This is a genomic window from Cryobacterium sp. PH29-G1 (assembly GCF_030063365.1).
Taxonomy (GTDB): Bacteria; Actinomycetota; Actinomycetes; order Actinomycetales; family Microbacteriaceae; genus Cryobacterium.
This window is the reverse complement of sequence record NZ_JASISY010000003.1, coordinates 1-24,668: the sequence shown is the minus strand read 5'-3', so window position 1 is coordinate 24,668 and position 24,668 is coordinate 1. Positions and strand designations below refer to the sequence as shown.

Sequence of the window (24,668 nt, the reverse complement as noted above, 5' to 3'; positions counted from 1 at the left end):
GAGTCTCCTAGTTGGCTTTGCTGTAGCTGGCGCTGCCGGCGGCGTTGCTGCGCATCTGGCGCAGTGAGGGAATGCGTTTGAGAATGCCCCACCGCGGTAGCAGCAGCGCGGCAACGACGAGCAGAGCCGAGATGAGCTTCATGTCGTTCGGGTTGAGGCCGGCGCCGAGAGCGAAGAAGATCACCAGGCGATAGATGACAGCGCCACCGATGACCGCGAGCGAGGCGAGAAAGATATTGCGTCGCCCGAACACGGCCTGGCCGACGATGACGGAGGCGAGGCCGACCAGAATGAGGCCGATGCCCATGCTGACGTCGGCGAAGCCCTGGTATTGCGCGATGAGTGCGCCGCAAAGGGCGACGAGCCCGTTCGAGATGGCGAGGGTGAGAATCGTCGTGCGGTGGGTGTTGACGCCGAGACTGCGAATCATCTGTTCGTTGTTGCCGGTGGCCTGAATCGACAGGCCGAGGTCGGTGCTGAGAAACCAGTCGATGGCGAACTTGATGATGAGGGCGGCGACCGCGAAGATCAGGATGCTCCAGGCGCCGCCGAGCAGACCGGCGTCACGCAGCGGGGTCATCAGGGTGTCCTCCCGCAACAGGGGCAGGTTGGATTTGCCCATGATGCGCAGGTTGATCGACCACAGGGCGATCATCGTGAGGATGCCGGCGAGCAGGCCGTCGATGCGGCCCTTGGTGTAGAGCACGCCGGTGACCAGGCCGGCCACCGCTCCCGCCGCGGCTCCGGCAAGGGTGGCGAGGGGAGCGGGCACGCCGTTGATGATCAGCGACGCGGCCACAGCGGCCCCGGTCGTGAAACTCCCGTCAACGGTGAGGTCGGGAAAGTTGAGGATTCGAAACGTCAGATAGACACCCAACGCCATGATTCCGTAGAGCAGGCCGAGTTCGAGAGCCGCATTCATTTGGTTATTCCTTTAGTTGTGCAGCGGCGGCTAGTCGATGATCCGGTCGGCCTTGGCAATGAGATCCTCGGAGAGGGTCACTCCCATGCGCTCGGCGGCGGCCGGGTTGAGGATGAATTCGATCGTGTCGAGGGTCTCAACGGGCATGTCGGCCGGGTTCTCGCCGTCTTCGAGAATGCGCAGGGCCATCTGGCCGGTCTGGTAGCCGAGGTCGGTGTAGTTAATTCCGTAGGTGGCGATGGCACCGCGCTCGACCTGGCCGTTTTCGGCGCCGAACAGCGGTACCTGGTTGGCTTCGGAGTACTGAATGACGGCCTCGAGACCCTCAGTGACGCGGTTGTCGGTAGGGATGTAGATGGCATCGACGTCGCCGAGCGACTCGGTGGCCTGCGCCACCTCGCTCGAGTTGGTGACGGTGGCTTCCTTGATGGTCAGACCGAGAGTCTTGGCGGCTTCCTTGGCCAGCTTCACCTGCACGTCGGAGTTGACCTCGCCCGAGCTGTAGATGACGCCGACAGTCGTGGCGTCCGGCAGGATCTCCTTGATCAGTTCGAGCTGCTCCTTCACCGGGTTGAGGTCGCTGGTACCGGTGATGTTGCTGCCCGGCTTGTCCCAGCTCTCGACCAGTCCGGCTTCTTCCGGCTCGGTGACCGCGGTGAACAGCACGGGAATGTCAATGATGGTCTGTGCTGCGGCCTGCGCCGTGGGAGTCGCTATGGCGAGCACGAGGTCGACCTTGTCCGCAGCGAATTTGGCAGCGATGGTGCTCGCGGTGGCTTGCTCGCCCTGCGCGTTCTGTTCGTCGAACCGGATGTCGGTGCCCTCGATGTAGCCGGCGTCGGTGAAGGCCTTCTTGAAGCCCTCGCGGGCGTCGTCGAGCGCCTGGTGCTGCACGATCTGGCTGATGCCGATCGTGATCATGTCGTCGGAACCGGATGCGGCCTGGTCGTTTGCTGCGCATCCGCTCAGCGCGAGGGCGCTCGCGGCGACCAGGGCGAGGGCGGACAGAGTCGTGGTGTGCTTCATGCTGGAAAATTCTCCTTCGAATTCTTTACGGTGGTGATTCTGTGGGGTTAGATGGCGGCCGGTGCCAGCGCGGCTGTCGCGGCGACCAAAAATCTGTTGTTCTGCGTGGTCGTTCCGATCGTCACGCGCAGTCCCTCGCCGGAAAACGCGCGGGCCAGAATGCCTTCGGCCATGAAGACCGCGTTCACCCGGTCGGTGTCTGCGCCGGTGCGCAGCCAAAGGAAGTTTCCCTGCGAGTCGGTGACGTGCCATCCGCTTGCCCGCAGCGCGGCTAACACGCGAACCCGTTCGGCGACGATCTCGTCGATGCGCAGCACGAGCTCGTCTTCGGCATCGAGTGAGGCCAGGGCGGCGTGCTGGGCGAGCGCGGTCACGCCGAACGGCAGGGCCACCCGGCGCAGGTTGGTCGCTACAGCGGTGGGTGCGATTGCATAGCCGATGCGCAGACCGGCCAGCCCGTAGGCCTTGGAAAAGGTGTGCAGCACGGCCACGTTGGGGTACCGGTGAAAGAAGTCGATGCCAATTGCCGAGGTGGCGTCGCGGTTGAAATGCACGTAGGCCTCGTCGATGACGACGAGCACGTTCTCGGGAACTCGCGCCAGAAAGGCGTGCAGCTCGTCGGCGGTGACGCACGCGCCGGTGGGGTTGTTGGGGTTGCAGACCACGATGAGCCGGGTCTTGGTGGTGATGGCGTCGGCCATGGCGTCCAGGTCGTGGCGCTCATCAGCCGTGAGAGCGATCGGGACCGGTGTCGCTCCGGCGACCTGCACCAGAATCGGGTACGCCTCGAATGAGCGCCAGGCGAAGATGACCTCGTCGCCCGCACCGGCGCTCGCGTGAATGAGCTGCGAGAGCACCTCCACCGACCCGGCCCCGAACGCCACGTTCTCGACGGCGACGTCAAACCGGGCCGCAATGCGGTCGGTGACCTCGGTGACGGCCATGCTCGGGTAGAGCTGAATCTGGTCGAGGGCGGATGCGATTGCGTCGGTGACCGAGGCCAGCGGCGCAAATGGATTCTCGTTGGAGGACAGCTTGAACGCCCCGGAGTCACCGGCAGCGACGCCCTGCTTGTAGGCGGGCAGCCGGCCGATAGTTTCGCGTTGGTGCACCATAAATTCTCAACCTCACTCGTGAACCCTGTTTCAGACATGCTCGGCGAGTACAGCGTCGGCGATGACGGGTTGATTGAGAGCGTAATGATCTCGCAGATGTTTGACAATTCGATCACTATCGACGGCACAAACTGCACGATATGGGCGTTAGTTCGGGGGCTGTGCCGAACAAATTGCTCAGCATTCAAATATTCGTCAGCCCATTTGGGCCCGCTGCGTGCGCGTAGTAAACTTGAGTCAGCAAGGCTCAACTTTGAAGGAGACAGCGATGCAGGCCGGTCAGCAACCATCACAAGAAGAAGCGAAATCCGCCCTCGAGCTCTACGGGGTGAATCTCACCGACATTGCCCGCACGGGCAAGCTCGACCCGGTAATCGGTCGCGACGCCGAAATTCGCCGCATCAGTCAGGTGCTCACCCGCCGCACCAAGAACAACCCGGTATTGATCGGTGAACCCGGGGTGGGAAAGACCGCCGTGGTGGAGGGATTGGCCCAGCGGATCGTGGCCGGCGATGTGGCCGACTCGCTCAAGGACAAGCAACTGGTCTCCCTCGACTTGGCCGCCCTCGTGGCCGGTGCCAAGTATCGCGGCGAGTTCGAGGAACGGCTTAAGGCCGTGCTCAAGGAGATCAACGACGCCGATGGCCAGATCATCACCTTCGTCGACGAATTGCACACCCTGATGGGTGCCGGCGGTGGCGAAGGCTCGGTTGCGGCCAGCAATATGCTCAAGCCCATGCTCGCCCGCGGCGAGCTGCGCCTGATCGGTGCCACGACCCTCAACGAATACCGCGAGTTCATTGAGAAGGATGCCGCGCTCGAGCGCCGCTTTCAGCCGGTGCTCGTTGACGAGCCGAGCGTCGAAGACACCGTGGCCATTCTGCGCGGGCTCAAGGAGCGCTACGAAGTGCACCACAAGGTGACGATTGCCGATTCGGCGCTCGTCGCCGCGGCCTCCCTGTCTAATCGCTACATCACGGCGCGTCAGCTGCCCGATAAGGCCATCGACCTCATCGATGAGGCGGCCAGCCGGTTGCGCATGGAGATTGACTCCTCACCGGTGGAGATCGACGAGCTGCGGCGCAGCGTCGACCGGCTCAAGCTTGAAGAACTCGCGCTGAAGAAAGAGAAAGACGACGCCTCGAAGGCTCGTCTCGTGAAGCTGCGTGCCGATCTGGCCGAGCGTGTGGTCACTCTCAAAGAATTGCAGGCCAGGTGGGACACCGAGCGGGCCTCGCTCAACGCCGTCGGCGAGATCAAGAAACGGCTCGGCGATGCTCGCAACGACTCGGAGCGCGCGCAGCGGGAGGGGAACCTGGAGCGCGCCTCGCGCCTGCTGTACGGGGATATTCCGGTGATGGAACGCCAGTTGGCCGAGGCTGAGCAGGCCGAATCCGTCGGCCCGCGCATGGTCAACGATCAGGTCACGAGCGAAGACATCGCTGCCGTGGTTGCCGCCTGGACCGGAATTCCGGTGGGCCGACTGCTGCAGGGCGAGACCGACAAGCTGCTGAACCTCGAAAAAGAACTCGGCCATCGTCTGATCGGGCAGAAGCGCGCGGTCAGTGCCGTCGCCGACGCCGTGCGGCGCAGCCGGGCCGGCATCTCCGACCCCGACCGGCCGACCGGGTCGTTTCTTTTTCTGGGTCCGACCGGTGTCGGCAAAACCGAGCTGGCCAAGGCGCTCGCGGAGTTCTTATTCGACGATGAAAAAGCCATGGTGCGTATCGATATGAGCGAGTACGGCGAGAAGTTCTCGGTGTCCCGTCTGGTCGGAGCGCCTCCGGGCTACGTCGGCTACGAACAGGGCGGCCAGCTCACCGAAGCCGTGCGGCGTCGGCCCTACTCGGTGATTCTGTTCGACGAGGTGGAGAAGGCACATCCCGAGGTTTTCGACGTGCTGTTGCAGGTGCTCGATGACGGTCGGCTCACCGACGGTCAGGGTCGCACCGTGGACTTTCGGAACACCATTCTCGTGCTCACCTCGAACCTGGGGTCGCAGTTTCTGGTCGATCCGACCCTGTCGGTGGAGCAGAAGGAGGAGGCTGTGCAAACTCTCGTACGGCAGTCGTTCAAGCCCGAGTTCGTCAATCGGCTCGACGACATCGTGGTGTTCTCGTCGCTGACCACGTCCGAGCTCGGTGAAATTGTTGAGCTCGACGTCGACCGCCTGCAAAAGCGGCTCGGTGAGCGCCGACTGGAACTCGCCGTGACACCGGATGCCCGGCGCTGGTTGGCCGAACGCGGCTACGACCCCATCTACGGCGCGCGTCCGCTGCGGCGCCTCATGCAGCGAGAAATCGACGACCGCCTGGCCCGGGCGCTGCTCGCGGGTGATATTCGCGACGGCAACACGGTGCTGGTTGCTCTGGCTGCCGACGGTGATTCGCTCACCGTGGCATCCGCCCCGGCCCCGCTGGATGTACCCGTCCAAGACGACCCGTTGTAACGCCCGGGTTAATCTCGCGCTGGATACACTCCCTGCAGCGCGATGATGAATTTGACCACGGTATACGGCGGCAAATTGTTGTGCGGTTGGCCGCCGCCCGTGGTGCTCATCGCGTCCGGGCTCATCGTTGCTCCGGCGCTTCCGGCATAGGCCGCCTCGGCGGCGCGGCCGTAGCGCGGCTGCGCCCAGATGGCGTTGGCGGGTGAGTTGACCGTACGGGCGGTGGCCTGGACCGTGTGGGTGTGCGCGGGCAGCTGGGATTCGGTGAGCGCGACGGATTCGGCACCCGACCGTTCGCCGAGTTGGCGCGGGGTGAGTCCCGGCCCTTGACCGCGACCCTGATGGGCGCACCCGCGGCCGGTAGCGGCGGCATCCACTCGGTCACGGTTGTGGCCGGCAACGCCAGCGGCCTCGCGACGGAGCAATCCCTCACACTGGCCATCACCGAACCGGTCGGCATCACGAGTGCAGCCACCGCGACCTTCATTCACGGCGTCATGGGAAGCATGACCGTGACCACGACCGGCGGGTATCCCGCGGCAGCGACGCTCAGCCTGGCTGGAGCGCTGCCCGACGGCTTGACCTTCGTCGATAATGGTGACGGCACCGCCGAAATCAGCGGCGTGCCGACGACGCCGCCGGGAAGCGTGAGCGTTGTGGTGACCTCGTCCAATGGGGTGGCGGATACCACACAGACCCTGGTCGTTGACGTGACCGCGGCGCCCGCCGTGGCCCTGCCCCTCCTGGTTCCGAGCGGGCATGGTCACCTGGCCGGGGTACCGAGCCGGGTGGACGCCGGTGCGCAGCTGGACGTCATCGCTTCCGGGTTCGCCCCCGGCGCCCCCGTGACCTTCGGCATCTACTCGACGCCACTCTTGCTGGCAACTGCATCAGCGGATGCGGGCGGAACGGCACGCGCCACGGTGACCATTCCGAGTGGCTTCACCGGGCAGCACACCCTCGTCGCGACCGGCATTGCGCCCGACGGCAGCGAACGCTATCTCACCGCCGCGGTCACGGTGCTCGCGCCGCCGGTCGCTGTCGATACGACCGCCGCCGAAACCGCCACCGAAACCGATCGGATTGCGTCGACCGGGGTTCCGTACGACCTCCCGCTGGTGTCGCTCCTCGGCGTGCTGGTGCTCCTGGCCGGCCTGGTCCTGTATCGACGCTCGCGCAACCGCGCCTGATTGCTACAGGGGAGGCTCAGAGTCGCGGGTTAGCATTTATCAATGCGTGCAACTGTGATTTACGGCGAACGGGATGTTCGCCTCGAAGAAGTTCCCAACCCCGTGCTCTCGACCGGTGGCGACGCCATCGTTCGAGTGGTCGCGGCCTGCGTGTGCGGGTCGGACCTGTGGCCCTACCGCGGTGTGACACCCACGAAGGAACCGCACCGGATTGGCCACGAGTTCGTGGGCGTCGTCGAAGAAATCGGTGCGGAGGTCTCCACCATCAAGGTCGGTGACTTCGTCATCGCTCCGTTCTACGACTGCGACGGAACCTGCGTCAACTGCCGAAACGGCGTGAGCACCTCCTGCCTCAATGGTGCCTGGTGGGGCAGCGACGACAAAATGGGCGGCTTCGCCGACGGTGCCCAGGGCGAGCGCGTGCGCGTGCCCCACGCCGACGGAACCCTCGTGGCCACGCCCGAGCAGCCCGACGACGCGCTCGTTCCGAGCCTGCTGGCGCTGTCCGACGTCATGGGCACCGGACACCACTCGGCAGTCTCCGCTGGAGTGACCCCCGGCAGCACCGTCGTCGTCGTCGGTGACGGAGCCGTCGGTCTGTGCGCCATTCTGGCGAGCAAGCGCCTCGGCGCGAGCCGCATTGTCGCCATGTCCCGCCACGCCGACCGCCAGGCCGTGGCGCGCGAATTCGGCGCGACCGACGTCATCGAGCTGCGCGGCGATGAGGGCGTTGCCGCCGTGCAGGACCTGTTCGACGGTATCGGCGCCGACTTCGTACTCGAATGTGTCGGCACCAAGGAATCGATGGATCAGGCCATCCGCTCGGCTCGTCCCGGCGGAATGGTCGGTTACGTGGGCGTGCCCAACGGCGGCGCCGAGCTGCCGATTCGCTCACTGTTCGGGCGCAATGTCGGCGTGAACGGTGGCGTGGCATCCGTTCGCAGCTACGTCGAGGAGCTTTTGCCCGAGGTGCTCTCGGGCCAGATCAACCCCGGTCGGGTCTTCGACCTGCAGCTGCCCCTCGCTGAGGTGGCCGAGGCCTACGCCGCCATGGACGAACGCCGGGCCATCAAGGTGCTGCTGCGCCCGTAACCCCCGTCGGAATTGACGAGTTCCGCACCCCGCTCTGGAAGGACAAGTGTGAACCAACCGTTCCTCTGGGGAGGGCTGCTGGCCTTCGCCGTCGCCTCCGTAATTCTGCGGCTTGTGGTCGGGCACCCTCTGCTGCGCGAGCGTTCGGTGCGCGTGGGATGGCTGTGGGCCGTGCTGGCGGTCGCCAGCGGGCTTGCGCTGGTCTTTCACTGCGCCGCGATGTTCTTCGGACCGTGGATCGACGCCGTTTCGTTTCTGCAGGCGCCGGCCGGCCTGGTTCGGAGCATGGGCGTGGGCAGCCAAGTCGCGTACTGGCTACCCGCCGCGGCACTGACAGCGGCGTGGCGGAGAGTGTGGTGGCCGGCCCTCGCTGCACTCGTTGTCACCCTGGCCGGCGTGGGGGTGACCATGTATTGGCCGTTCCCGCTCGACGTGCACCTCGCGTGGCTCACGGCCGTGATCATTGTCGGTTCGTTGGTTCCGACGCTGTTGCTGCGTGGGCCACGCGCTGCGCGCTAGTCGTTGACGAGCAGCAGCTCCGTGAGGGGCTTGCGGGAGCGCGGGGCAACCTCGCGCTCGCGCAGCTCGGGGGTGAGGTCATCGGCGTTGCCGAGCACACCGAGAGCCGTGACGGTTACGACAGCCTGATCCTCCGTGAGGTCGAACGCCGCGGCGATGGCGGCGCCGTCGAATCCACCCATCTGGTGCGTGTGCAACCCCTCGTGCTGGGCTTGGATCGTGAGGTGGGCCACGGCCTGGCCGAGGTCGTAGCGTGCCCACGGGTTTTCGCGGGTTTCATCGATCGACAGTTTAGCGACGCCGACAATCAAAACGGATGCCGTATCGGCCCAGGTCTTGTTGAACCCCATCAGGGCATCGTTGATGGTGGCGAAGCTGGTGGTACCGCGGCGGGCAACGATGAAGCGGGCCGGCTGCATGTTGCTCGCCGAGGGGGCCCAACGGGCGGCTTCGAGCAGGGTCGTGAGGGTGGCCTCATCGATGACGGCGGTTTTGTCGTAGGAGCGGGGGCTCCAGCGTTCGGCCAGAACATCGATGAGAGGCGACTCGGTGACGGCGCGACGGTTCGTGTCGGTGAGGAGGGTCATAGCAAATCCTTTGATCGGAAAACGCGGGTGAGGCTTCGCTGACCCACGGGGTATAACGCTGCAGAGTGTGCACTATTCCGCGGGGCAGCCGTCGATTCCGTTCTGTTCTGGCTACTGGGGCAGACCTAGGTCACAGGCCCTGCAGGTGGTCGCGCACCTCGCGGCGCAGCACCTTTCCGATGAGGCTGCGTGGCAGGTCATCGACCTCGACAATGCGCTTGGGCACCTTGTAAGCCGACAGTCGGGTGCGGCAGTACTCCCGCACCGCGCTCACGTCGAGTTCGGCGCCGGGGGAGAGCACCACCGCAGCGACCACGTCTTCGCCGCCGTTTGCGCTCGGCAGGCCCACCGCGGCCGCATCGACGATGTCGGGGTGGGACAGCAACGCCTCTTCTACTTCGGACGGCGACACGTTGAAGCCGCCGGTGACGATGAGTTCCTTCATCCGGTCAACGACCGTGATGAAACCGTCGGCGGAAACCCGCACAATGTCACCGGTGCGCAGCCAGCCCCCGGGCAGCAGCACGTGGGCGGTTTCGCTCGGGCGGTCCCAATAGCCGGAGAAGACCTGTGGGCCGGCCACGAGCAGTTCGCCCTCCTCCTCGAAACCGAGCTCAATGGTGGGGTCCTCCGGATCGACCACGCGAATGTCGGTGCTCGGAAAAGGCACGCCGACCGTTCCGGGGCGGCGGCTCGGGCCCATCGGGTTGCCGGCCACGATGGGGGAGGCCTCGGTCATGCCGTAACCCTCGATCAGCACCCCGCCGGTCGCTTTCTCCCAGCGTTCCACAATCGACACCGGCAGGTTCATGGCGCCCGAAATTGAAAAGCGGATGCCGGAAAGGCTCACCTTCTTCTTCGCTGCGGCCGTGACCAGGCGGTCGTAGATCGGCGGCACCGCTGGCAGAAAGGTGGGCGGTGCGTGCTTGGCCGCATCGAGCACGAGCTTCTCGTCGAACTTCGGAAAGAGCACCAGGCGGGCACCGATGCTCATCGCGAAGGTCAGGCAGAGCGTGAGGCCGTAGGCGTGAAACATCGGCAGTACGGCGTAGACGGTTTCGTCGCCGGGGCGCAGGCCCGCTACCCACGCCGCGCCCTGCGCCGCATTGGCGCGCAGATTGTAGTGGCTGAGGATCGCGCCCTTCGGGGCGCCGGTCGTGCCGCTCGTGTATTGCAGCACGGCGGTGTCGGTGAGCCGCGGGCGTTGGTGTGACGGGTGCAGCTTGCGGGCGCCGACGATCGAATCCCACGAGATCGCGCCCTTGCTCGACCCCGCGGTCAGTGCGGCGCGAGCGTTCTGCGCTGTCTTGATCGGCAGTTGCAGAGCCAGCCGTTTCGACAACGGCATGGCGCGAGTGAGGTCGACGGTGACGACATCCGTTACCCCCATGTCTTTGGGAAAAGCGCGCACCGATTCGTACACCTTGTCCCAGACGATTGCGACCCTGGCGCCGTGGTCCTCGAACTGGTGGCGCAGCTCCCGATCGGTGTAGAGCGGATTGTGTTCGACCGCGATGGCGCCCAGGCGCAGCACCGCATAGAACGCCACAACGTGCTGCGGGCAGTTCGGGAGCACGAGCGCCACCCGGTCACCGGGGGTCACTCCAAGCTTGCGGAGGCCGTTCGCTGCGCGCGAGATCTGCTCGCCGAGCTCGGCATAGCTGGTGGTCGAGCCGAAAAAGTCGAGGGCGATGGCCGGCGCGAACCGCTGCGCCGAGGTCTCCATCATGTCGGTGAGGGTTTCGGTGATCTCATTGATCGTGCCGGGAACGCCGGGCGCGTAGGAGGCGAGCCAGGGCTGATCCTTGAAAGTCATGACAACTCCCGAGCGATCGCGGCCACGAACTGGTCGATGTCGTGCTCGGTCGTGTCGAAGCCGCACATCCAACGCACCTCATTCTTCGACGCGTCCCAGTCATAGAACCGAAAAACCTCCCGCAAACGGTCGGCGACGCCGGACGGCAGAGTCGCAAAAATGGCGTTGGCCTGCGTGTTTTGGCTGAACGCCAGCCCGACAATAGTGCCGTTGGCGAGTTTGCTCTCGAGCGCGGCGCGCAGCCGGGCGGCCATCGCGTTGGCGTGGGAGGCATTGCGCAACCACAGATCGCCCTCGAGCAAGGCGATGAGCTGCGCCGAAACAAAGCGCATCTTGCTGGAGAGCTGCATGTTGGACTTGCGCAGATATTTCAGCCCGGTGGATGCCTGCGGGTTGAGCACCACGATGCATTCACCGAGCATCATGCCGTTCTTGGTGCCGCCGAAGCTCAGTACATCAACGCCGGCGTCGCGGGTGAACGCCCGGAGCGGCACCCCGAGGCTCGCCGCGGCGTTGGAGATGCGGGCACCGTCCATGTGTAGCGTCATGCCCTTGGAGTGGGCGTGATCGGCGATGGCTCGCACCTCGTCGACCGTGTACGCGGTGCCCAGCTCGGTGGTCTGGGTGATCGCCACGACGAGCGGCTGGGCGCGGTGCTCATCGCCCCAGCCCCAGGCTTCCTGATCGATCAGTTCGGGGGTGAGCTTGCCGTCGGAGGTGATCACCGGCAGCAGCTTGAAGCCGCCGACGTGTTCGGGGGCGCCGCCCTCGTCGTTGTGGATGTGCGCGGTGGCCGAGCAGATCACGGCGCCCCAGCGCGGCAGCATGGACTGCAGGCCGGTGACGTTGGCGCCGGTGCCGTTGAACACCGGAAACGCTTCAACGTCCGCGCCGAACTGGTCGACGAAAACCTCCTGCAGCCGGGCCGTGTAGACGTCCGCGCCGTAAGCGATCTGGTGGGCGCCGTTGGCAGTGACGATCGCCTCCAAAATTTCCGGATGAATTCCGGAGTAGTTGTCGGAGGCGAAACCGCGGGAGGTCAGATCATGGAGTTGGGTCACCAGTCCATCTTCTCGCATTCTGCTGGCTGTCCGCCCGTCACCCGTTCGGTCGAGTGACGCTCAGCGGTGCAGGGCCTCCCGGAAGGACACGCGGGCGCCCATGCGCAGCAGCGCGTTGGAATAGATACGCGACCCGATCACAATCACCACCATCGTCGACAGGGCCAGAATCGCGAGGGAGAGCACGGGCTCCCACCATTCGGCCTGGCCGAGGAAGATGCGCACCGGCATGCCGACGGGCGCCGAGAATGGCACGTACGACATGATCGCCAGAACGAACGGATTGTCGTTGAAGAAGATCACTAAAAAGTAGGGGATCATCACGAGGAACAGCACTGGTGAGGTCGCCGACCCCACGTCTTCCTGCCGGGACACCATCGACGCCGTGGCCGCGTAGAGCGCAGCGAGCAGCACGAATCCGAAGGCGAAGAACACGGCGAACCAGACGATGGCGGGGCCAACATCTCCCAGCAGCACGCGCTGGCCGGTCACGGCCAGTCCGACGGAGACGAGCAGGCCGATCGACACGATCTGCGCGAATGCCATCAGGCTGTTGCCGAGCACCTTGCCGGCGAGCAGTGCCCGAACTGAAATGGTCGACATGAGAATCTCGACGATGCGGGTCTGCTTCTCTTCGACGACGCTTTGGGCGATCGTGGCGCCGAAGGTGGTCGCCGACATGAGAAAGATGATGCCGAAGCCGATGGAGACCAGGTAGGCGAGAAAGCCGTCCTGCTCGGCCGGGTCGAGAATCTTCAGGTCGGGGCTCACACTGAGCGTGCCGAGTACGTCTGTCGGCGCCGAATCCAGGGCGATCACCGTGATGCCGAGCGGGGACTGGGCGTTCGTCGACGGTACGACGGCGGCGTCGACCGTGCCGTCGCGAACGAGAGCCTCGGCGTCGGCGACGGTGTCGGCCTCGACAACGTCGAAGGCTTTGGTGTCTTCGACGACACTGATGGCCGTGCCGACCACGGCGACCTTGGTCAGGCTCGTGTTCTGGCTGGCGATGCTGCCCACAATGACCGAGGCCATCGAGAGGAGCAGCAGAATTCCGGTGGCGATGAGAAAGGACTTGCTGCGCAGGCGCGCCGAAATCTCACGGTTGGAAACCAGCCAGACGCTCTGAGCGAAGGTGGGCGCGGTGTGCACCGGGCGGGTGGCGTTGCTCACGCGATGACCTCCTTGAAGATGGTGGCGAGGGTGGGTCTCTGCTGGCTGAAGGTATGTACCGAGCCGAGCGCAACCGCACGGTGCAGAACGTCTTGGCTGGCGACATCCGTTTCTGCTTCGAAGATGGCGAAGTCACCGTCGAAGTCGATCACGGTAATGCCGGGTACTTCGCGGATCCAGCCGGTGTCACCCGCGGTGCGAATCTCAAAGCGCGGGCTGCTGTGCTGTTCGCGCAGGGCCTCACGGGAACCGTTCGCGCGAATCTCACCGTCGGCGATGATGACGAGGTCGTCGCAGAGCCGTTCGACAATGTCGAGCTGGTGTGAGGAGAACAGCACGGGTGCGCCCTGGGCCGCGAAGCCAGCGAGCACGGTCATGACGACCTCGACCGCGAGCGGGTCAAGGCCAGAAAACGGCTCGTCGAGCACCAAAAATTCGGGGTCGTGCACGAGTGCGGCGGCGATCTGAGCGCGCTGCTGGTTGCCGAGCGAGAGCGACTCAACGGTGTCGCCGGCGCGCGCGTCGAGACCGAGACGTGCCAGCAGATCGGCGGTGTTGCGGCGAGCGGATGCCGGCGACAGTCCGTGCAGGCGGGCCAGGTAGACGAGCTGTTCGGCGACCTTCATCTTCGGGTAGAGCCCGCGTTCCTCGGGCATGTAGCCGAAGCGGCGGCGATCGCTGGCCGTGACCGGCACGCCGTCGATGAGGACGGTGCCGGAGTCGGGGGAGAGCACCCCGAGAATGATGCGCATCGTGGTGGTCTTGCCGGCTCCGTTCGCGCCGACGAAGCCGGTCATCCGTCCGTCCCCCACGGTGAAACTCACATCGGTGAGCACCCGCCTGGCGCCGTAGCTCTTGGTGACTCCCCTAATGTCGAGCATGCTCGCCCTTTCGTTATACGTGTCTTCACGGTAGCGTGCGGTGGCCACTCGCACATCCGTCGCGCGACTGATACAGTCTCCGCCGTCCGGGGGAGCTGGGCGGTGAGCTAGGCCGTGAGCGGGCCGCCGGGAACGACAACGCGGTGCTCGTAGGCGTAGACGACGGCTTGGATGCGATCGCGCAGTCCCAGCTTCATCAACACCTTGGACACGTGCGATTTCACCGTCGCTTCACCGAGAAAGAGTCGTTCGGCAATCTCGGCGTTGGCCAGCCCGTGGGCGAGCAACACAAACACCTCGGACTCTCGCTCGGTCAGTTCCTGCAGCCCGCTCGGTGCCGCGTGGGTGAGCACCGCGGCCGATGCGGATGTCCCGCCCGGGTTCACACACCGCTCGATCACCCGCCGGGTGACGTCGGGCGACAGTAGGGCGTCGCCGCGAGCGAGTACCTGCACGGCCGCGATCAGCGCCTCCGGAGTGGAGTTCTTGAGGATGAATCCGCTCGCTCCGTGCTGCAGCGCCGCGAATAGGTAGTCTTCCCGGTCGAAGGTGGTGAGCATAAGTACGGCGGAGTGAATTTCTGGGTCATCGATGATGGACCGGGTGGCGCTGAGCCCGTCAACACCCGGCATCTGCACGTCCATGCAGATCACGTCGGGGTCGAGTTCGCGGGCCTGATTCAGTGCTACTGCGCCGTCGGCGGCTTCGCCGATGACACGGATGCCCGGCTCGGATTCCAAAATAATGCGAAGGCCGGCACGCACGAGCGTCTGATCATCGACCAGGAGTACCCGAATGTCGGGGATGCTCATGCCGACTGCCGATTCATGAGCGGAAACCGGGCTCGCACGAGGTAACCGCCGCGTGGTCGACCACCCAGGTGCAGCTCGCCGCCGACAGCCGCTACACGTTCCCGCATGCCGCGCTGACCCAGCCCGGTGGTGTGGCCGGTATCGTGCGCTGCCGCGCTGCCGGACATCGCCGCTGCGAATTGTCGCCGCGGACCAACGCCGTCGTCGGTGATCTCGAGTTCGACGGCGTCCGTTTCGTAGCGCAGGCGCAGCTCGGCACTGGTGCCGGGGCCCCCGTGTTTGCGGGTGTTCGTTAGTGCCTCCTGAGCGATGCGATAGATGCTCAGGCCAATGGTGGCGGGAATCGCTCGCTCGAGGCCGACGACTGACAAGCGCACGGGAATGCCGGCACTGCGGCTCTCGGCGGCTAGTTCGTCGAGTTGGGCGATACCGCGCGTGCTGCTGCTCTGACTGGTCAGTTCGATGCTGTTCGGGTTGTCGGAACGCAGGGTGCCGAGCATGGTGTGTAGCTCTTCGACCGCGTTGCGTGCGCTCTGCTCGATGACGGTGAGGGCGTTGGCGGCCTGGCCCGGGTCGCGATTCAGGATGCGCCGAGCTGCGCCGGCCTGCACGCCCATGACCGATACGTGGTGGGCGACTACGTCGTGTAATTCTCGGGCGATACGCACGCGTTCCAGCGTGATCGCCTGAGCGGCGGAGTGTTCTCGTTCCGCGACGAGCTCTGCGGTGCTCTCGGCCAGAGCCGCACCCTTGCGGGCTGACGTCCACGCCGAATTGCCGAAGTACCAGGCTGCACCGAAATACAACAGATTGATGAGCACCTGAAGAAGCCCGAATGCCGCGTAGGGGGAGAAGAACCCATCTCGCGAGAGCTCCGGCAGCATCGTCGCCTGGTTGGCTTGCACGATGAGCTGCGCAAACAGCCAGGTGAACATTGCCGCGACGATCCCAACGCGCACCCAAATGGCGGCCACGCGGTGGCGACTACAGGCGCCGACCGAGTAGATAGCGAGATAGAGGCAGATGTTCGAGAACAGTGCATCGCTGGCTTCGAGAAGTGCTCCGGCAGCGAAGACCACCGAGACCACGACGGCTACGGCCTCGGGCCACCGACGTCGTACGGCCAGTGGCAGGGTGATGAGCACGACCCAGAGGATGACTTGCCAGAGCGGCGATTCGTTGAACGTGCCGGCGCTGCGCGTGAGCGAGGCACTCAGAGCGGTCGCGGCAGCCAAGGCGAGCGCGACCCACAGATCGGTGCGGGCCTCGCGGGGCGTCGGTCGTGGCCGACGCCAATTCTGGGCGACGGACGCGACCGAATTGCTCATGCCCCCACGGTAGCGTGCCCCCGCTGCGGTGTCGGCAATCGGTACCGGTGTTACTCGGCCGGGTTCGGCGCGAGCACGATCCGGGCGAGAGGAGCGGATGCTGCCGACTCATCCCACAGCCCCGCCACACGCCCCGCCAACTCGCCCTCGAGACCGTCGAGCGAACGCACGACAAAAATTGTGGCCGCGGCGGTATCGCCGGCTTTCGCAAACCCGTGCCCGACCGCGCGCACCCACGTCTCGGCCGCGGACTTCGCCGCAGCGTAGTTCGCCCCGCCGGGAGTGGGGCGGTCCACCGATACGCTCGACACAATTGCCAGCCGACCGGCCGACGAGGCGAGCAGGTCGGCGTTGAACGCCCGAGTGGTGTTGCGCAGCGTGGTGACCACATGGGAGTGCAGAAAATCCCAGTCCTCGTCGGTCTGGCCGGCGAGACCGCCGCCGCCGCGCCATCCGCCCACCAGGTGAATCAGCCCGTCAATGGGGCCGATCGCCCCGGCCAGCGAGGTCACCGCCCCAAAGTCGGTGAGGTCGCACTCGTAGAGCGCGGCGCCGGGTGCCACTGCCAGCACCGACTGGAGGCGGGCGAGGTTGGAGCCGACGGCGGAGACGTGTGCGCCGGCATCCGCCAGCGATGCAGCGACCGCCAGCCCGGCCGTGCTGGTCGCGCCGGCGATCAGCACGGTGCGGCCGGCGACGGCCGGACTGACGCTCATTAGTCGACCGCGCTTCCGGTGATGCCGGCCGTCGAGTCGATGACCGCACGCATCTTCTTTTCGAGCGCTTCGAAGAACATCGACAGCGGAAATTCGTCGTCGAGAACCTGATCGGTATAGCCCTTGGGCGCTCCGGCGAGTATTTCGAGCGGCAGCCCGCGCGCCCAGCTCGACGCCGGGTTCGGGGTGAGGGTCTTCGAGATCATCTCGTAGGCTGCCAGCCAGTGCGCCTTCTTGGGTCGGTCGATCGAAGCCCAGTACAGCTCGTCGATCTGCGTTCCGAGGGCAATGACAACCTCGGGTACGGCTTCCCAATCGAAGGTGAGCCGGGTGTCGGTCCAGTGCAGCACGCCGTGCTGGTGCATCCAGGCGAACAACAGCTGTCCGCCGAGACCGTCATAGTTGCGCACCCGGTTGCCGGTGATGGCAAACCGAAAGATGCGGTCGAAGATGACCGCGTACTGCACCAGTTTCGCGTGCCGACGCGCCTCAGGACTGGCCAGCTCGCTGCGTTCGATCGTGACAGACTCGCGAAAAGCGGTGAGGTCGCAACGCAATTCCTCGAGCGAATAGAGGAAGAACGGCATGCGTTGCTTGATCATGAACGGATCGAACGGCAGATCCCCGCGCATGTGCGTGCGGTCGTGAATGAGATCCCACATCACGAAGGTCTCTTCGGTCAGTTGCTGGTCGTCGAGCAGCAGGGCCGCGTCGGCGGGCAGTTCAAGCCGAGTGATCTGGGCGGCAGCACGCACGACCCGGCGAAAACGGGCGGCTTCGCGGTCGGCGAAGATCGCCCCCCAGGTAAACGTGGGAATCTGTCGCATCGCGACCGTTTCGGGGAACAAGACGGCCGAGTTGGTGTCATAGCCGGCGGTGAAGTCGAGAAAACGAATCGGAACGAACAGTTTGTTCGTATAGCCGGCTTCGAGTTCGCCGATGAATTCCGGCCAGATGACCTCGATCAGCACGGCTTCGACCAAGCGATTGGCACTGCCGTTCTGGGTGTACATCGGAAAGACCACGAGGTGCCGTAGCCCGTTCACCCGGTGTTGCTGCGGCTGAAAGGCCATCAGGGAGTCGTAGAAGTCGGGCACGCCGAAGCTGTCGGAGACCCAGCGGTCGAAATCCACGGTCAGGGCCGCCAGATAAGCGACATCGTGCGCAAACTCTGGCGCGAGCTCTTTAACCGCTGCGGTGATCAGCGAAACGGATGCCGCGGCATCCGCGTGTCGTTCGGTATCTGTGATGGACCCGTCCTGTGCCTGCAGACCCTGCAGTGCTGTCGCTGCGGCCTTCAGGCTCAGCCAGGCGGGGTGCTGCGCGAGGGGACTGCCGCCGTCCTCGAGAACCTCGGGCTCACCGACCAGAGCGTTAGCTACGTGTGTTTTTTCAACAGATATCGACATGGGAACCTCCCGTTCTCGTGAGTGCCGCGGTCGCGGCGGGCGTACACGCCAAAGCGTGCCTTCAGAATATCGGGCTGTGCGCGGCGTTTTCTTGCAAAAATTCGCAACGAATGCTGGCTCTGACCGGGTTTTAGCGCTGAGAATCGCTATTCGTGGCACTCATTCTGCGCACGCTTTCATTTCGGGCAGCCGGCGGTCTATTCGCCGATCAGGCGCAGCCCGTTGTACCAGCAGACGGCGCGCAGCCAATTGTCGTCGAGCCGGGGTTCCCAATCTCGCAGGCGGTCGAGCGACTCAAGCTGGTGCGCATACGGATAGGGAATGTTGGGAAAGTCGCTGCCCAACACCACTCGATCGGGCAGGTCGGCCAGCCGGGAGAGCAAGGCCGGATCAAACGGCGCGAGTTGCTCGAAAAAATCGGTGAATACCATGGTGGTGTCGAGGTGCACCCAGGGGTATTTTTCGGCCAGATCCAGAAACTCGCCATATTCCGGGGCACCCAAATGGGCGACCACGGCCGTTAAGAGCGGATGCCGAGCCAGTACTCCCGCGAGCTTGTCCGGTCCGGTGATTCCCGGCCGTGCCACCGGTCCGCTGCCGACGTGGATCACGACCGGAATCGCAGCGTCGGCGAGCAACCCCCAGACCGGGTCAAGGACGGGCTCACGCAGGTCGAATGCCCCGATTTGGGCGTGAATTTTGAATACCCGAGCGCCCCGGTCCAGGGCCGACTGCACCTGCTCGAGCACTCCCTCCTCGGGATAAAACGTGGCACTCGGCACGCAATCGGGGTGCTCCTCGGCCAGAGTGAGGGAGAAATCCGTCAGCGAAGCCGCCATGCCGGGGCGATGCGCATACGACAGCGCGGTGAAGCGTCGCACGCCGAGGCGGCGAATCGTTGCCAGCCGTGCGTTCTGATCATCGCGATACCGAATCGGCCACTGATGGCCGATCAGCGGCTCGATCTCATCGAAGTGCGCCCAGACGCGTCGCAACATGCGCTCGGGGAGAAAATGCGTGTGCAGGTCGACCAGTCCGGGCAGGCCAAGGCCGCGCCACCAGGCCGGCACCTCATTGTCGGTGAGCTTCATTGAATCCAGTGTGTCAGACCGGCCTCGGCGGTGATTGCTCGGGGATCACTGCAGGGCGGGCAGCACTTCGCGTTCGAACAGCTCGATGCCGGAGCGGTCATAGGCCGCCTCGGGAAAGTAGTGGATGGCGTAGCCGAGGCCGCGCTTATTCATCGCACCGAGACGCTCGACGATTTGTTCGGGCGTGCCAACGCCCGCGGCGGTGCCGCTTCGATACTCCGCCATGAACTTCTCGGCGCCCGTAACTCCCAGGTAGGGAGTTACCCGCGCTTCGATCGCGTCCAGGCGGTCGGCGACCTCCGCCTCCGTTGCACCGATTACCGTGTTGTAGTTGGCCGACCGGGTGATCGCTTCGAAGTCGGTGCCCTGGGTCACGCAGTGCGCCGCCAGCAGCGTGCTCTTGTGGGAGAAGCCCTCGGGCGAGCCGTCGAAGTTCGTGTAATCGGCGTACTGGGCAGCGATGCGCAGCGTGACCTTCTCGCCACCACCAGCGATCCAGATCGGAATGCCGCCCTGCTGCAGCGGCAGCGGCCGAAAGATGGCGCCATCCATTTGGTAGTGCTCGCCGTCGAGGGTGGCGGTGCCCGTCGTCCAGGCCTGCTTCAGAATTTGCACGCCCTCATCGAGGCGGGCGAGACGCTCGCCGGCACGGGGAAACCCGTAGCCGAAGGCGCGCCACTCGTGCTCGTACCAGCCCGCGCCGATACCCATCTCGATGCGTCCGCCCGAGATGATGTCGGCCGTGGTGGCGACCTTGGCCAGGTAGCCCGGGTTACGGTAGCTCATGCAGGTGCACATCTGGCCCAATCGCACCCGGGTGGTGGTGGCAGCGAAGGCGGAAATCAATGACCACGCCTCGTGGGTGGCTTGCTCGCTGGGCACCGGCACGGTGTGAAAGTGGTCGTAAACCCAGATCGATTCCCATCTCCCCGCATCGGCGTGTGCGGCGAGGCCGCTCATCGTCGACCACTGTTGAGCCGGCTCGATCCCGACCAGATCGTGGCGCCATCCTTGAGGTATAAACAGGCCGAATCTCATCAGGCCATAATACGGCGCAGCTTCTGCGCCAAACCAAACGATACTATCGATTTGACGGTCCAATTTGGGGCCACCGAGCATGAGTATGAGGTGGCCCGTGGATCCGATCTCCTTCTTCGGCATTCTCACCGAAATCCTCACCGTCGTGGGTCTGGTCGTGGGAGCTGCGCTCTTCATCGTCGGACTGGGCGTGCGCGGTTTCAGCGGCCAATGGGTAAAAACGCATGCCGTGATTGCTGCCTCTGCCGCGGGCACGGTCATCCGCTGGTTCGATAACGTCGGTGACGTGCACGAGTGCCCGGCGGACACCCATGAGACTCACCTGCTCACCCCCGGCACTGACGTCGTACTGTGGTTTCGCCGGCGAGCTCCCGAGCGTTGCCGCACTCACGACCCGGAACACGACGGTAAAGGGCTGCGCCTCACCGGGATCGTGCTGCTCGGCCTGGGCGTCGTGGCGGGCATCGTCGGCATCGTGCTGATGTTCCTCTAAGCCAAATCCTTCTCAACGGATGCCGCGCGCGGCTGCGCCCATCCGCTTGCCGCCGCGGTCACCGCGATGGTCACGAGTGCACCGAGCAGCAGGGCGGCGGCCTCGCCGGGGACGAGCACCTGCAGCTGGGTGCCAATAGTTGCGGCCGCGATCGGAATGCCGAGTTGGGCGGCCGACAACAGGCCGAAGGACAACGGGAGGCCGAGCACGCGGGTCGTCGCGTGGGTGAGCAGGGTTGCCAGACCGAGCGCGAGGCCGAGTGCAATCATCTGTGGGTGCTCGGCGAGGTCGCGCAGCGCGAGCGAAGCGCCGAGCCAGACGAAGAAGAGCGGTCCGAAGAACCCCTCAGCGAGGGCAAACAGCTGGCGGGCGAGGCGGCGCGGTTCGCCGACCGCGGCCACAGCGAGGCCGAACGCGAACCCGGCGAGCATGACCGAGACGTGGCTGAACACGGCGACGGCCGAGAGAGCGAACAGGATCGCCAGCTGGATCCGCAGCTCCAGGGCGAATTTGCGATTCGCCGAAAGCTTGTGCAGCCGCAGCCGGGAACCAGTGCGTTCCAACCAAGCCAACACAATATAGAGCGCAACGGCCAGGGCTGCGACCAGAGCCGCACCGAGGGCGGCGCGGCCGGCGTTCGGGGGATCGATGGCGAGCGGCAGGGCCACGATCGCCGCAATATCGGCGATGGCGACCTGCGCGGTGAGCTCGAGCATCCATCGTCCGCGAAGTCCGAGAGAGCGAATGAGCGGCAGCACGAGCGCGGCCGACGATGAAGCGAGCAACACTATATAGAGAGGAGCGTGCTGGGTGCCGAAAATGAGGGCGATAGCCACGCCGAGGGCGCTGGCCGACACCGTGACGAGTATCGCTCGCGCCAGGCCGGCCGACAGGGCGGGTCTGATCGCGCTGGAGCGAATCGGCACGTGTGTGCCGGCCACGAACATGATCAGGGCGAATCCGATATCCGCGAGCAGCGTCAGGGTCGGGTCGGTGGCATCGATGAGTCCGAAGCCGGTTCGGCCGACGATCACGCCGGCACCGAGCTGGCCGATGACGACGGGAATGTTCCAGCGGCGCGGCGTCGCGAGCAATGGTCCGAGCAGTGCGATCACCGAGATAATCGCGAGGGTCTGAAAGTTCATGCGCACCTCCCCGAATCTCGCGCTAAATCGAGCGTAGTCCCGTGGCGGAACGCTCCGGTCGGTGCGCGTAGGCGGCATGATGGGGGTATGAGTCGAACCGTCGCCGGAGCCCGCGTGCTGATTACCGGAGCCGCCATGGGAATGGGCCGTCTATATGCCGAACGCGCCGTCGCGGAGGGGGCGAAAACTGTCATTCTCTGGGACCGTGACGGCGCCGCGCTCGCCGCGACTGCCGCCATTCTCACCGAACGCTCGAATGGGCGCACGCAGGTTGCGCCGTACGTCGTTGATATCGCCGATCTGGGTGCCATCGCGCAGACCGCGCAGCGGGTACGCACCGAGATCGGCGATCCCGATGTGGTCATCAACAACGCCGGAATCGTTCGGGGCAAGTACTTTTGGGAGCACGACAACGGCGCCGACACCCGCCCGACGATGCAGATCAACGCGCTCGCGCCGATGTACATCACCCGCGAGTTCCTGCCGGCGATGATTGCGAGCGGATACCGCGAGTCACGCATCGTGAACATCGCGTCGGCCGCCGGCACCCTCAGTAACCCGCGGATGAGTGTCTATGCCGCGTCGAAAGCGGCACTGATCGGCTGGAGCGATTCGTTGCGGCTCGAACTGGTGCAGCAGGGGCACGGCTACGTCAAGGTGACCACGGTGTGCCCCAGCTACATCGACACCGGAATGTTCGCGGGTGCTCGCGGCCCGCTTCTCACTCCGCTGATGACCCCGGAATACGTGGTTGACCGGGTCTGGCGGGCGATGCTCGCTGGCACGCCGCAGCTTCTGCTGCCCTGGACGGTGCACCTCTCCAAGGTGCTGCGCGGCGTACTGCCGTTAATCGTGTGGGATGCCGTCGCCGGGCGGGTTTTCGGTGTGTACCGGTCAATGGACCGGTGGATCGGCCGCGGGTAGCGTTGCCGGAATGACCCCGGAGTGACGTGCGCCCCCCCTGAGGTGACAGACTGACAACCTGAACGCGCGAAGCGTGACGGGCCGATCGGCTCGTCGCCAGCGCACCATCCGGCGTCCTATCAGCGTTGATGCGAGCCGACACAAAAATGGGGACACCATCAATACCACGCATCACCACCACGCACCATCCTTGCTGAAAGTGCTCGGAAATCGAGATGCGCTTGCCCTCGGATTCGGAGCCATGATCGGCTTTGGCTGGGTCGTGTTGACCGGCGGCTGGATCAACGAAGCCGGCACGATGGGCGCCGTCACCGCCATGATCGCCGGTGGCGTCATCATGGGCATCGTCGGCCTCACCTACGCCGAGTTGACCGCCGCCATGCCCAAGGCCGGTGGTGAACACAACTTTTTGCTGCGCGCCATGGGGCCGCGCTGGTCATTCATCGGATCGTGGGCGATCACCGGTGGCTACGTCACCATCGTCGCGTTCGAGGCTGTCGCGCTACCGCGCACGGCCGGTTATCTCTTTACCGACCTGAGTCACATCCCAATCTGGCAGATTGCCGGTGAGCAGGTGTATTTGACGTGGGCTCTGGTGGGCGCCGTGGCGGCCGTCGTGATCACGGGTATCAACATCCGCGGTGTCAAGCTTGCCGGTGTCGTGCAGACCTTCGTGGTGCTATTTCTGCTGATCATCGGGGCTATGCTCGTGTTCGGCTCGTTCACCGGCGGTTCGACCACGCACATGCAGCCGTTCTTCACCGGTGGCATGGGCGGGTTCTTCGCGGTGTTGGTCGTCGTGCCCTTCCTGTTTGTGGGCTTTGACGTCATTCCGCAGTCCGCCGAAGAAGTCAACGTGGCACCGCGCCAGATCGGCAAGCTTGTCGTCATCGCCGTCATTCTCGCGACCATCTGGTATGTCATGATCGTGCTGACCACCTCGTCGTCGATGTCGGCCTCCGATATCGGACAGACCGACATTGCCACAGCGGACGCCATGGGCGCCTTGTTCGGCAGTGACGTCATGGCGAAGGTGCTCATCGCCGGTGGAATCGCCGGAATCCTGACCTCGTGGAACTCGTTGCTGCTCGGGGCCTCGCGCCTCATGTTCTCGATGGCGCGTTCCGGCATGCTGCCGGGCTGGTTCGGCAAGCTGCACCCCAAGTTTCGTACGCCCACCAACGCCCTGTACTTCATCGGCGCGTTGTCATTCCTGGCTCCGTTCTTCGGCACGCAGATGCTCGGCTGGCTCGTGGACTCAGGTGCCCCCAGCATTGTCATCGCCTACATTCTGGTTGCCATCGCCTTCGTGATGCTTCGCCGTCGCGAACCGAAAATGGACCGCCCGCTGCGCATTGGCGGCAAGGGCAACGGTGGAATCGTGATCGGCGTCGCCGCGGCCGCGCTCTGCCTGGCCCTTCTCAGCCTGTACCTGCCGGGGATGCCCGCGGCCCTGTCAGTCGAACCCTGGTTGTTGTTCGGTCTGTGGTGGGTCGGCGGTGTGTTCTTTTACCTGCGCATTCCGGGCGGAATCGCGCCCGGTCACGACGCCGAGGAGCGCCTGCTCGAGAGCCTCGGTTCGCGCCGCGGGTAGTTCGCTGTGCCCGTCGGGCGAGCCCGTCGATACTTCGGGTCTCGGCGAGCTCGCCCGACGACCGAAGGTCGAAGGGCTCGAATCGCCTCGAAAACATTACCGCGGCGCTCGAATATAACTTCGCGCAGATTTCCCAGAATATCTGAGATTCCCTCGACTGTGGTGCGTGGTTTTGGTACAATGAAACCATGAGCCAGCGCGGCGATACTCCTCAGCAGGGCAGCGCCGTTGCTTTTCATGCGGCCTATGGTTGGTGGCCGGTATCGTCGGCAGAACTTCGCGAGTTC

General features: G+C 64.9%; 23 protein-coding genes. 7 read left to right on the top strand and 16 right to left on the bottom strand.

What is annotated here, in order from left to right:
* Positions 1–7: 7 nt before the first annotated feature.
* From QMK22_RS04775 to hisC, 3 genes are read right to left on the bottom strand one after another with little or no spacing between them, the layout of a single operon-like run.
* Positions 8–922: an ABC transporter permease gene (locus tag QMK22_RS04775; protein WP_283496493.1), complete on the bottom strand. Its 915-nt coding sequence runs from the start codon at positions 920–922 to the stop codon at positions 8–10.
* 30 nt (positions 923–952) lie between these two features.
* A complete protein-coding gene (locus QMK22_RS04770; RefSeq protein ID WP_283496492.1) occupies positions 953–1,948 on the bottom strand; it encodes an ABC transporter substrate-binding protein in 996 nt (331 codons plus the stop codon).
* A 47-nt stretch (positions 1,949–1,995) separates the two neighbouring features.
* Entirely contained in the window at positions 1,996–3,063 is a 1,068-nt protein-coding gene (gene hisC / locus QMK22_RS04765; protein ID WP_283496491.1) for a histidinol-phosphate transaminase, read from the bottom strand.
* A 268-nt stretch (positions 3,064–3,331) separates the two neighbouring features.
* Here hisC and QMK22_RS04760 point away from each other — a divergent pair, with 268 nt between their 5' ends.
* Positions 3,332–5,512, top strand: coding sequence for an ATP-dependent Clp protease ATP-binding subunit (locus tag QMK22_RS04760; protein ID WP_283496796.1), 2,181 nt, complete (start codon positions 3,332–3,334; stop codon positions 5,510–5,512).
* A gap of 8 nt (positions 5,513–5,520) precedes the next feature.
* Here QMK22_RS04760 and QMK22_RS04755 read toward each other — a convergent pair whose 3' ends face one another.
* Positions 5,521–5,889, bottom strand: coding sequence for a phage tail protein (locus QMK22_RS04755; RefSeq protein WP_283496490.1), 369 nt, complete (start codon positions 5,887–5,889; stop codon positions 5,521–5,523).
* Here QMK22_RS04755 and QMK22_RS04750 point away from each other — a divergent pair.
* The 3 genes from QMK22_RS04750 to QMK22_RS04740 are packed head-to-tail and all read left to right on the top strand — an operon-like array spanning position 5,854 to position 8,313.
* Positions 5,854–6,702 (top strand): hypothetical protein, encoded by an 849-nt coding sequence (locus QMK22_RS04750; RefSeq protein ID WP_283496489.1) that lies wholly within the window; start codon positions 5,854–5,856, stop codon positions 6,700–6,702. The two genes, QMK22_RS04755 and QMK22_RS04750, sit on opposite strands and share 36 nt — an antisense overlap.
* 42 nt (positions 6,703–6,744) lie before the next feature.
* Positions 6,745–7,794: a zinc-dependent alcohol dehydrogenase family protein gene (locus QMK22_RS04745; RefSeq protein ID WP_283496488.1), complete on the top strand. Its 1,050-nt coding sequence runs from the start codon at positions 6,745–6,747 to the stop codon at positions 7,792–7,794.
* 48 nt (positions 7,795–7,842) lie between these two features.
* Positions 7,843–8,313, top strand: a complete 471-nt coding sequence (locus tag QMK22_RS04740; protein ID WP_283496487.1) for an LTA synthase family protein — start codon at positions 7,843–7,845, stop codon at positions 8,311–8,313.
* Here the strand turns inward: QMK22_RS04740 and QMK22_RS04735 are convergent.
* From QMK22_RS04735 to QMK22_RS04685, 11 genes are all read right to left on the bottom strand, one after another.
* Positions 8,310–8,900, bottom strand: coding sequence for a nitroreductase family protein (locus QMK22_RS04735; RefSeq protein ID WP_283496486.1), 591 nt, complete (start codon positions 8,898–8,900; stop codon positions 8,310–8,312). The genes QMK22_RS04740 and QMK22_RS04735 overlap by 4 nt on opposite strands.
* Positions 8,901–9,030: 130 nt before the next feature.
* Positions 9,031–10,716 (bottom strand): long-chain-fatty-acid--CoA ligase, encoded by a 1,686-nt coding sequence (locus QMK22_RS04730; RefSeq protein ID WP_283496485.1) that lies wholly within the window; start codon positions 10,714–10,716, stop codon positions 9,031–9,033.
* Positions 10,713–11,795: a threonine aldolase family protein gene (locus tag QMK22_RS04725; protein WP_349360601.1), complete on the bottom strand. Its 1,083-nt coding sequence runs from the start codon at positions 11,793–11,795 to the stop codon at positions 10,713–10,715. Before QMK22_RS04725 ends, QMK22_RS04730 begins: the two co-directional genes overlap by 4 nt.
* 42 nt (positions 11,796–11,837) lie before the next feature.
* Positions 11,838–12,950 carry an ABC transporter permease gene (locus QMK22_RS04720; RefSeq protein WP_283496483.1) on the bottom strand — a complete coding sequence of 371 codons (1,113 nt, stop codon included), beginning with the start codon at positions 12,948–12,950 and terminating at the stop codon, positions 11,838–11,840.
* The gene (locus QMK22_RS04715) at positions 12,947–13,831 is read right to left on the bottom strand and encodes an ABC transporter ATP-binding protein (RefSeq protein WP_283496795.1); all 885 of its coding nucleotides are present in this window, start codon (positions 13,829–13,831) and stop codon (positions 12,947–12,949) included. Before QMK22_RS04715 ends, QMK22_RS04720 begins: the two co-directional genes overlap by 4 nt.
* A 107-nt stretch (positions 13,832–13,938) precedes the next feature.
* A complete protein-coding gene (locus tag QMK22_RS04710; protein ID WP_283496482.1) occupies positions 13,939–14,643 on the bottom strand; it encodes a response regulator in 705 nt (234 codons plus the stop codon).
* Positions 14,640–15,971, bottom strand: a complete 1,332-nt coding sequence (locus tag QMK22_RS04705; protein ID WP_283496481.1) for a sensor histidine kinase — start codon at positions 15,969–15,971, stop codon at positions 14,640–14,642. Before QMK22_RS04705 ends, QMK22_RS04710 begins: the two co-directional genes overlap by 4 nt.
* A 50-nt stretch (positions 15,972–16,021) precedes the next feature.
* The gene (locus QMK22_RS04700) at positions 16,022–16,687 is read right to left on the bottom strand and encodes an SDR family NAD(P)-dependent oxidoreductase (protein ID WP_283496480.1); all 666 of its coding nucleotides are present in this window, start codon (positions 16,685–16,687) and stop codon (positions 16,022–16,024) included.
* On the bottom strand, positions 16,687–18,096 hold the full coding sequence (locus tag QMK22_RS04695) for a DUF6421 family protein (RefSeq protein ID WP_283496479.1): 1,410 nt from the start codon (positions 18,094–18,096) through the stop codon (positions 16,687–16,689). Before QMK22_RS04695 ends, QMK22_RS04700 begins: the two co-directional genes overlap by 1 nt.
* A gap of 197 nt (positions 18,097–18,293) precedes the next feature.
* Positions 18,294–19,187: an amidohydrolase family protein gene (locus tag QMK22_RS04690; protein WP_283496478.1), complete on the bottom strand. Its 894-nt coding sequence runs from the start codon at positions 19,185–19,187 to the stop codon at positions 18,294–18,296.
* A gap of 45 nt (positions 19,188–19,232) precedes the next feature.
* Positions 19,233–20,225, bottom strand: a complete 993-nt coding sequence (locus QMK22_RS04685) for an LLM class F420-dependent oxidoreductase (RefSeq protein WP_283496477.1) — start codon at positions 20,223–20,225, stop codon at positions 19,233–19,235.
* Positions 20,226–20,322: 97 nt separating this feature from the next.
* Between QMK22_RS04685 and QMK22_RS04680 the strand changes: the two genes are divergently transcribed.
* The gene (locus QMK22_RS04680; protein ID WP_283496476.1) at positions 20,323–20,718 is read left to right on the top strand and encodes a DUF3592 domain-containing protein; all 396 of its coding nucleotides are present in this window, start codon (positions 20,323–20,325) and stop codon (positions 20,716–20,718) included.
* On the opposite strand, the gene QMK22_RS04675 is transcribed toward QMK22_RS04680, so the two are convergent.
* Positions 20,715–21,863 carry a cation:proton antiporter gene (locus QMK22_RS04675; RefSeq protein WP_283496475.1) on the bottom strand — a complete coding sequence of 383 codons (1,149 nt, stop codon included), beginning with the start codon at positions 21,861–21,863 and terminating at the stop codon, positions 20,715–20,717. The genes QMK22_RS04680 and QMK22_RS04675 overlap by 4 nt on opposite strands.
* 87 nt (positions 21,864–21,950) lie before the next feature.
* On the opposite strand from QMK22_RS04675, the gene QMK22_RS04670 reads away from it, so the two are divergent.
* Entirely contained in the window at positions 21,951–22,787 is an 837-nt protein-coding gene (locus tag QMK22_RS04670) for an SDR family NAD(P)-dependent oxidoreductase (protein WP_283496474.1), read from the top strand.
* A gap of 199 nt (positions 22,788–22,986) precedes the next feature.
* The gene (locus QMK22_RS04665) at positions 22,987–24,381 is read left to right on the top strand and encodes an APC family permease (RefSeq protein WP_283496473.1); all 1,395 of its coding nucleotides are present in this window, start codon (positions 22,987–22,989) and stop codon (positions 24,379–24,381) included.
* Positions 24,382–24,668 lie beyond the last annotated feature (287 nt).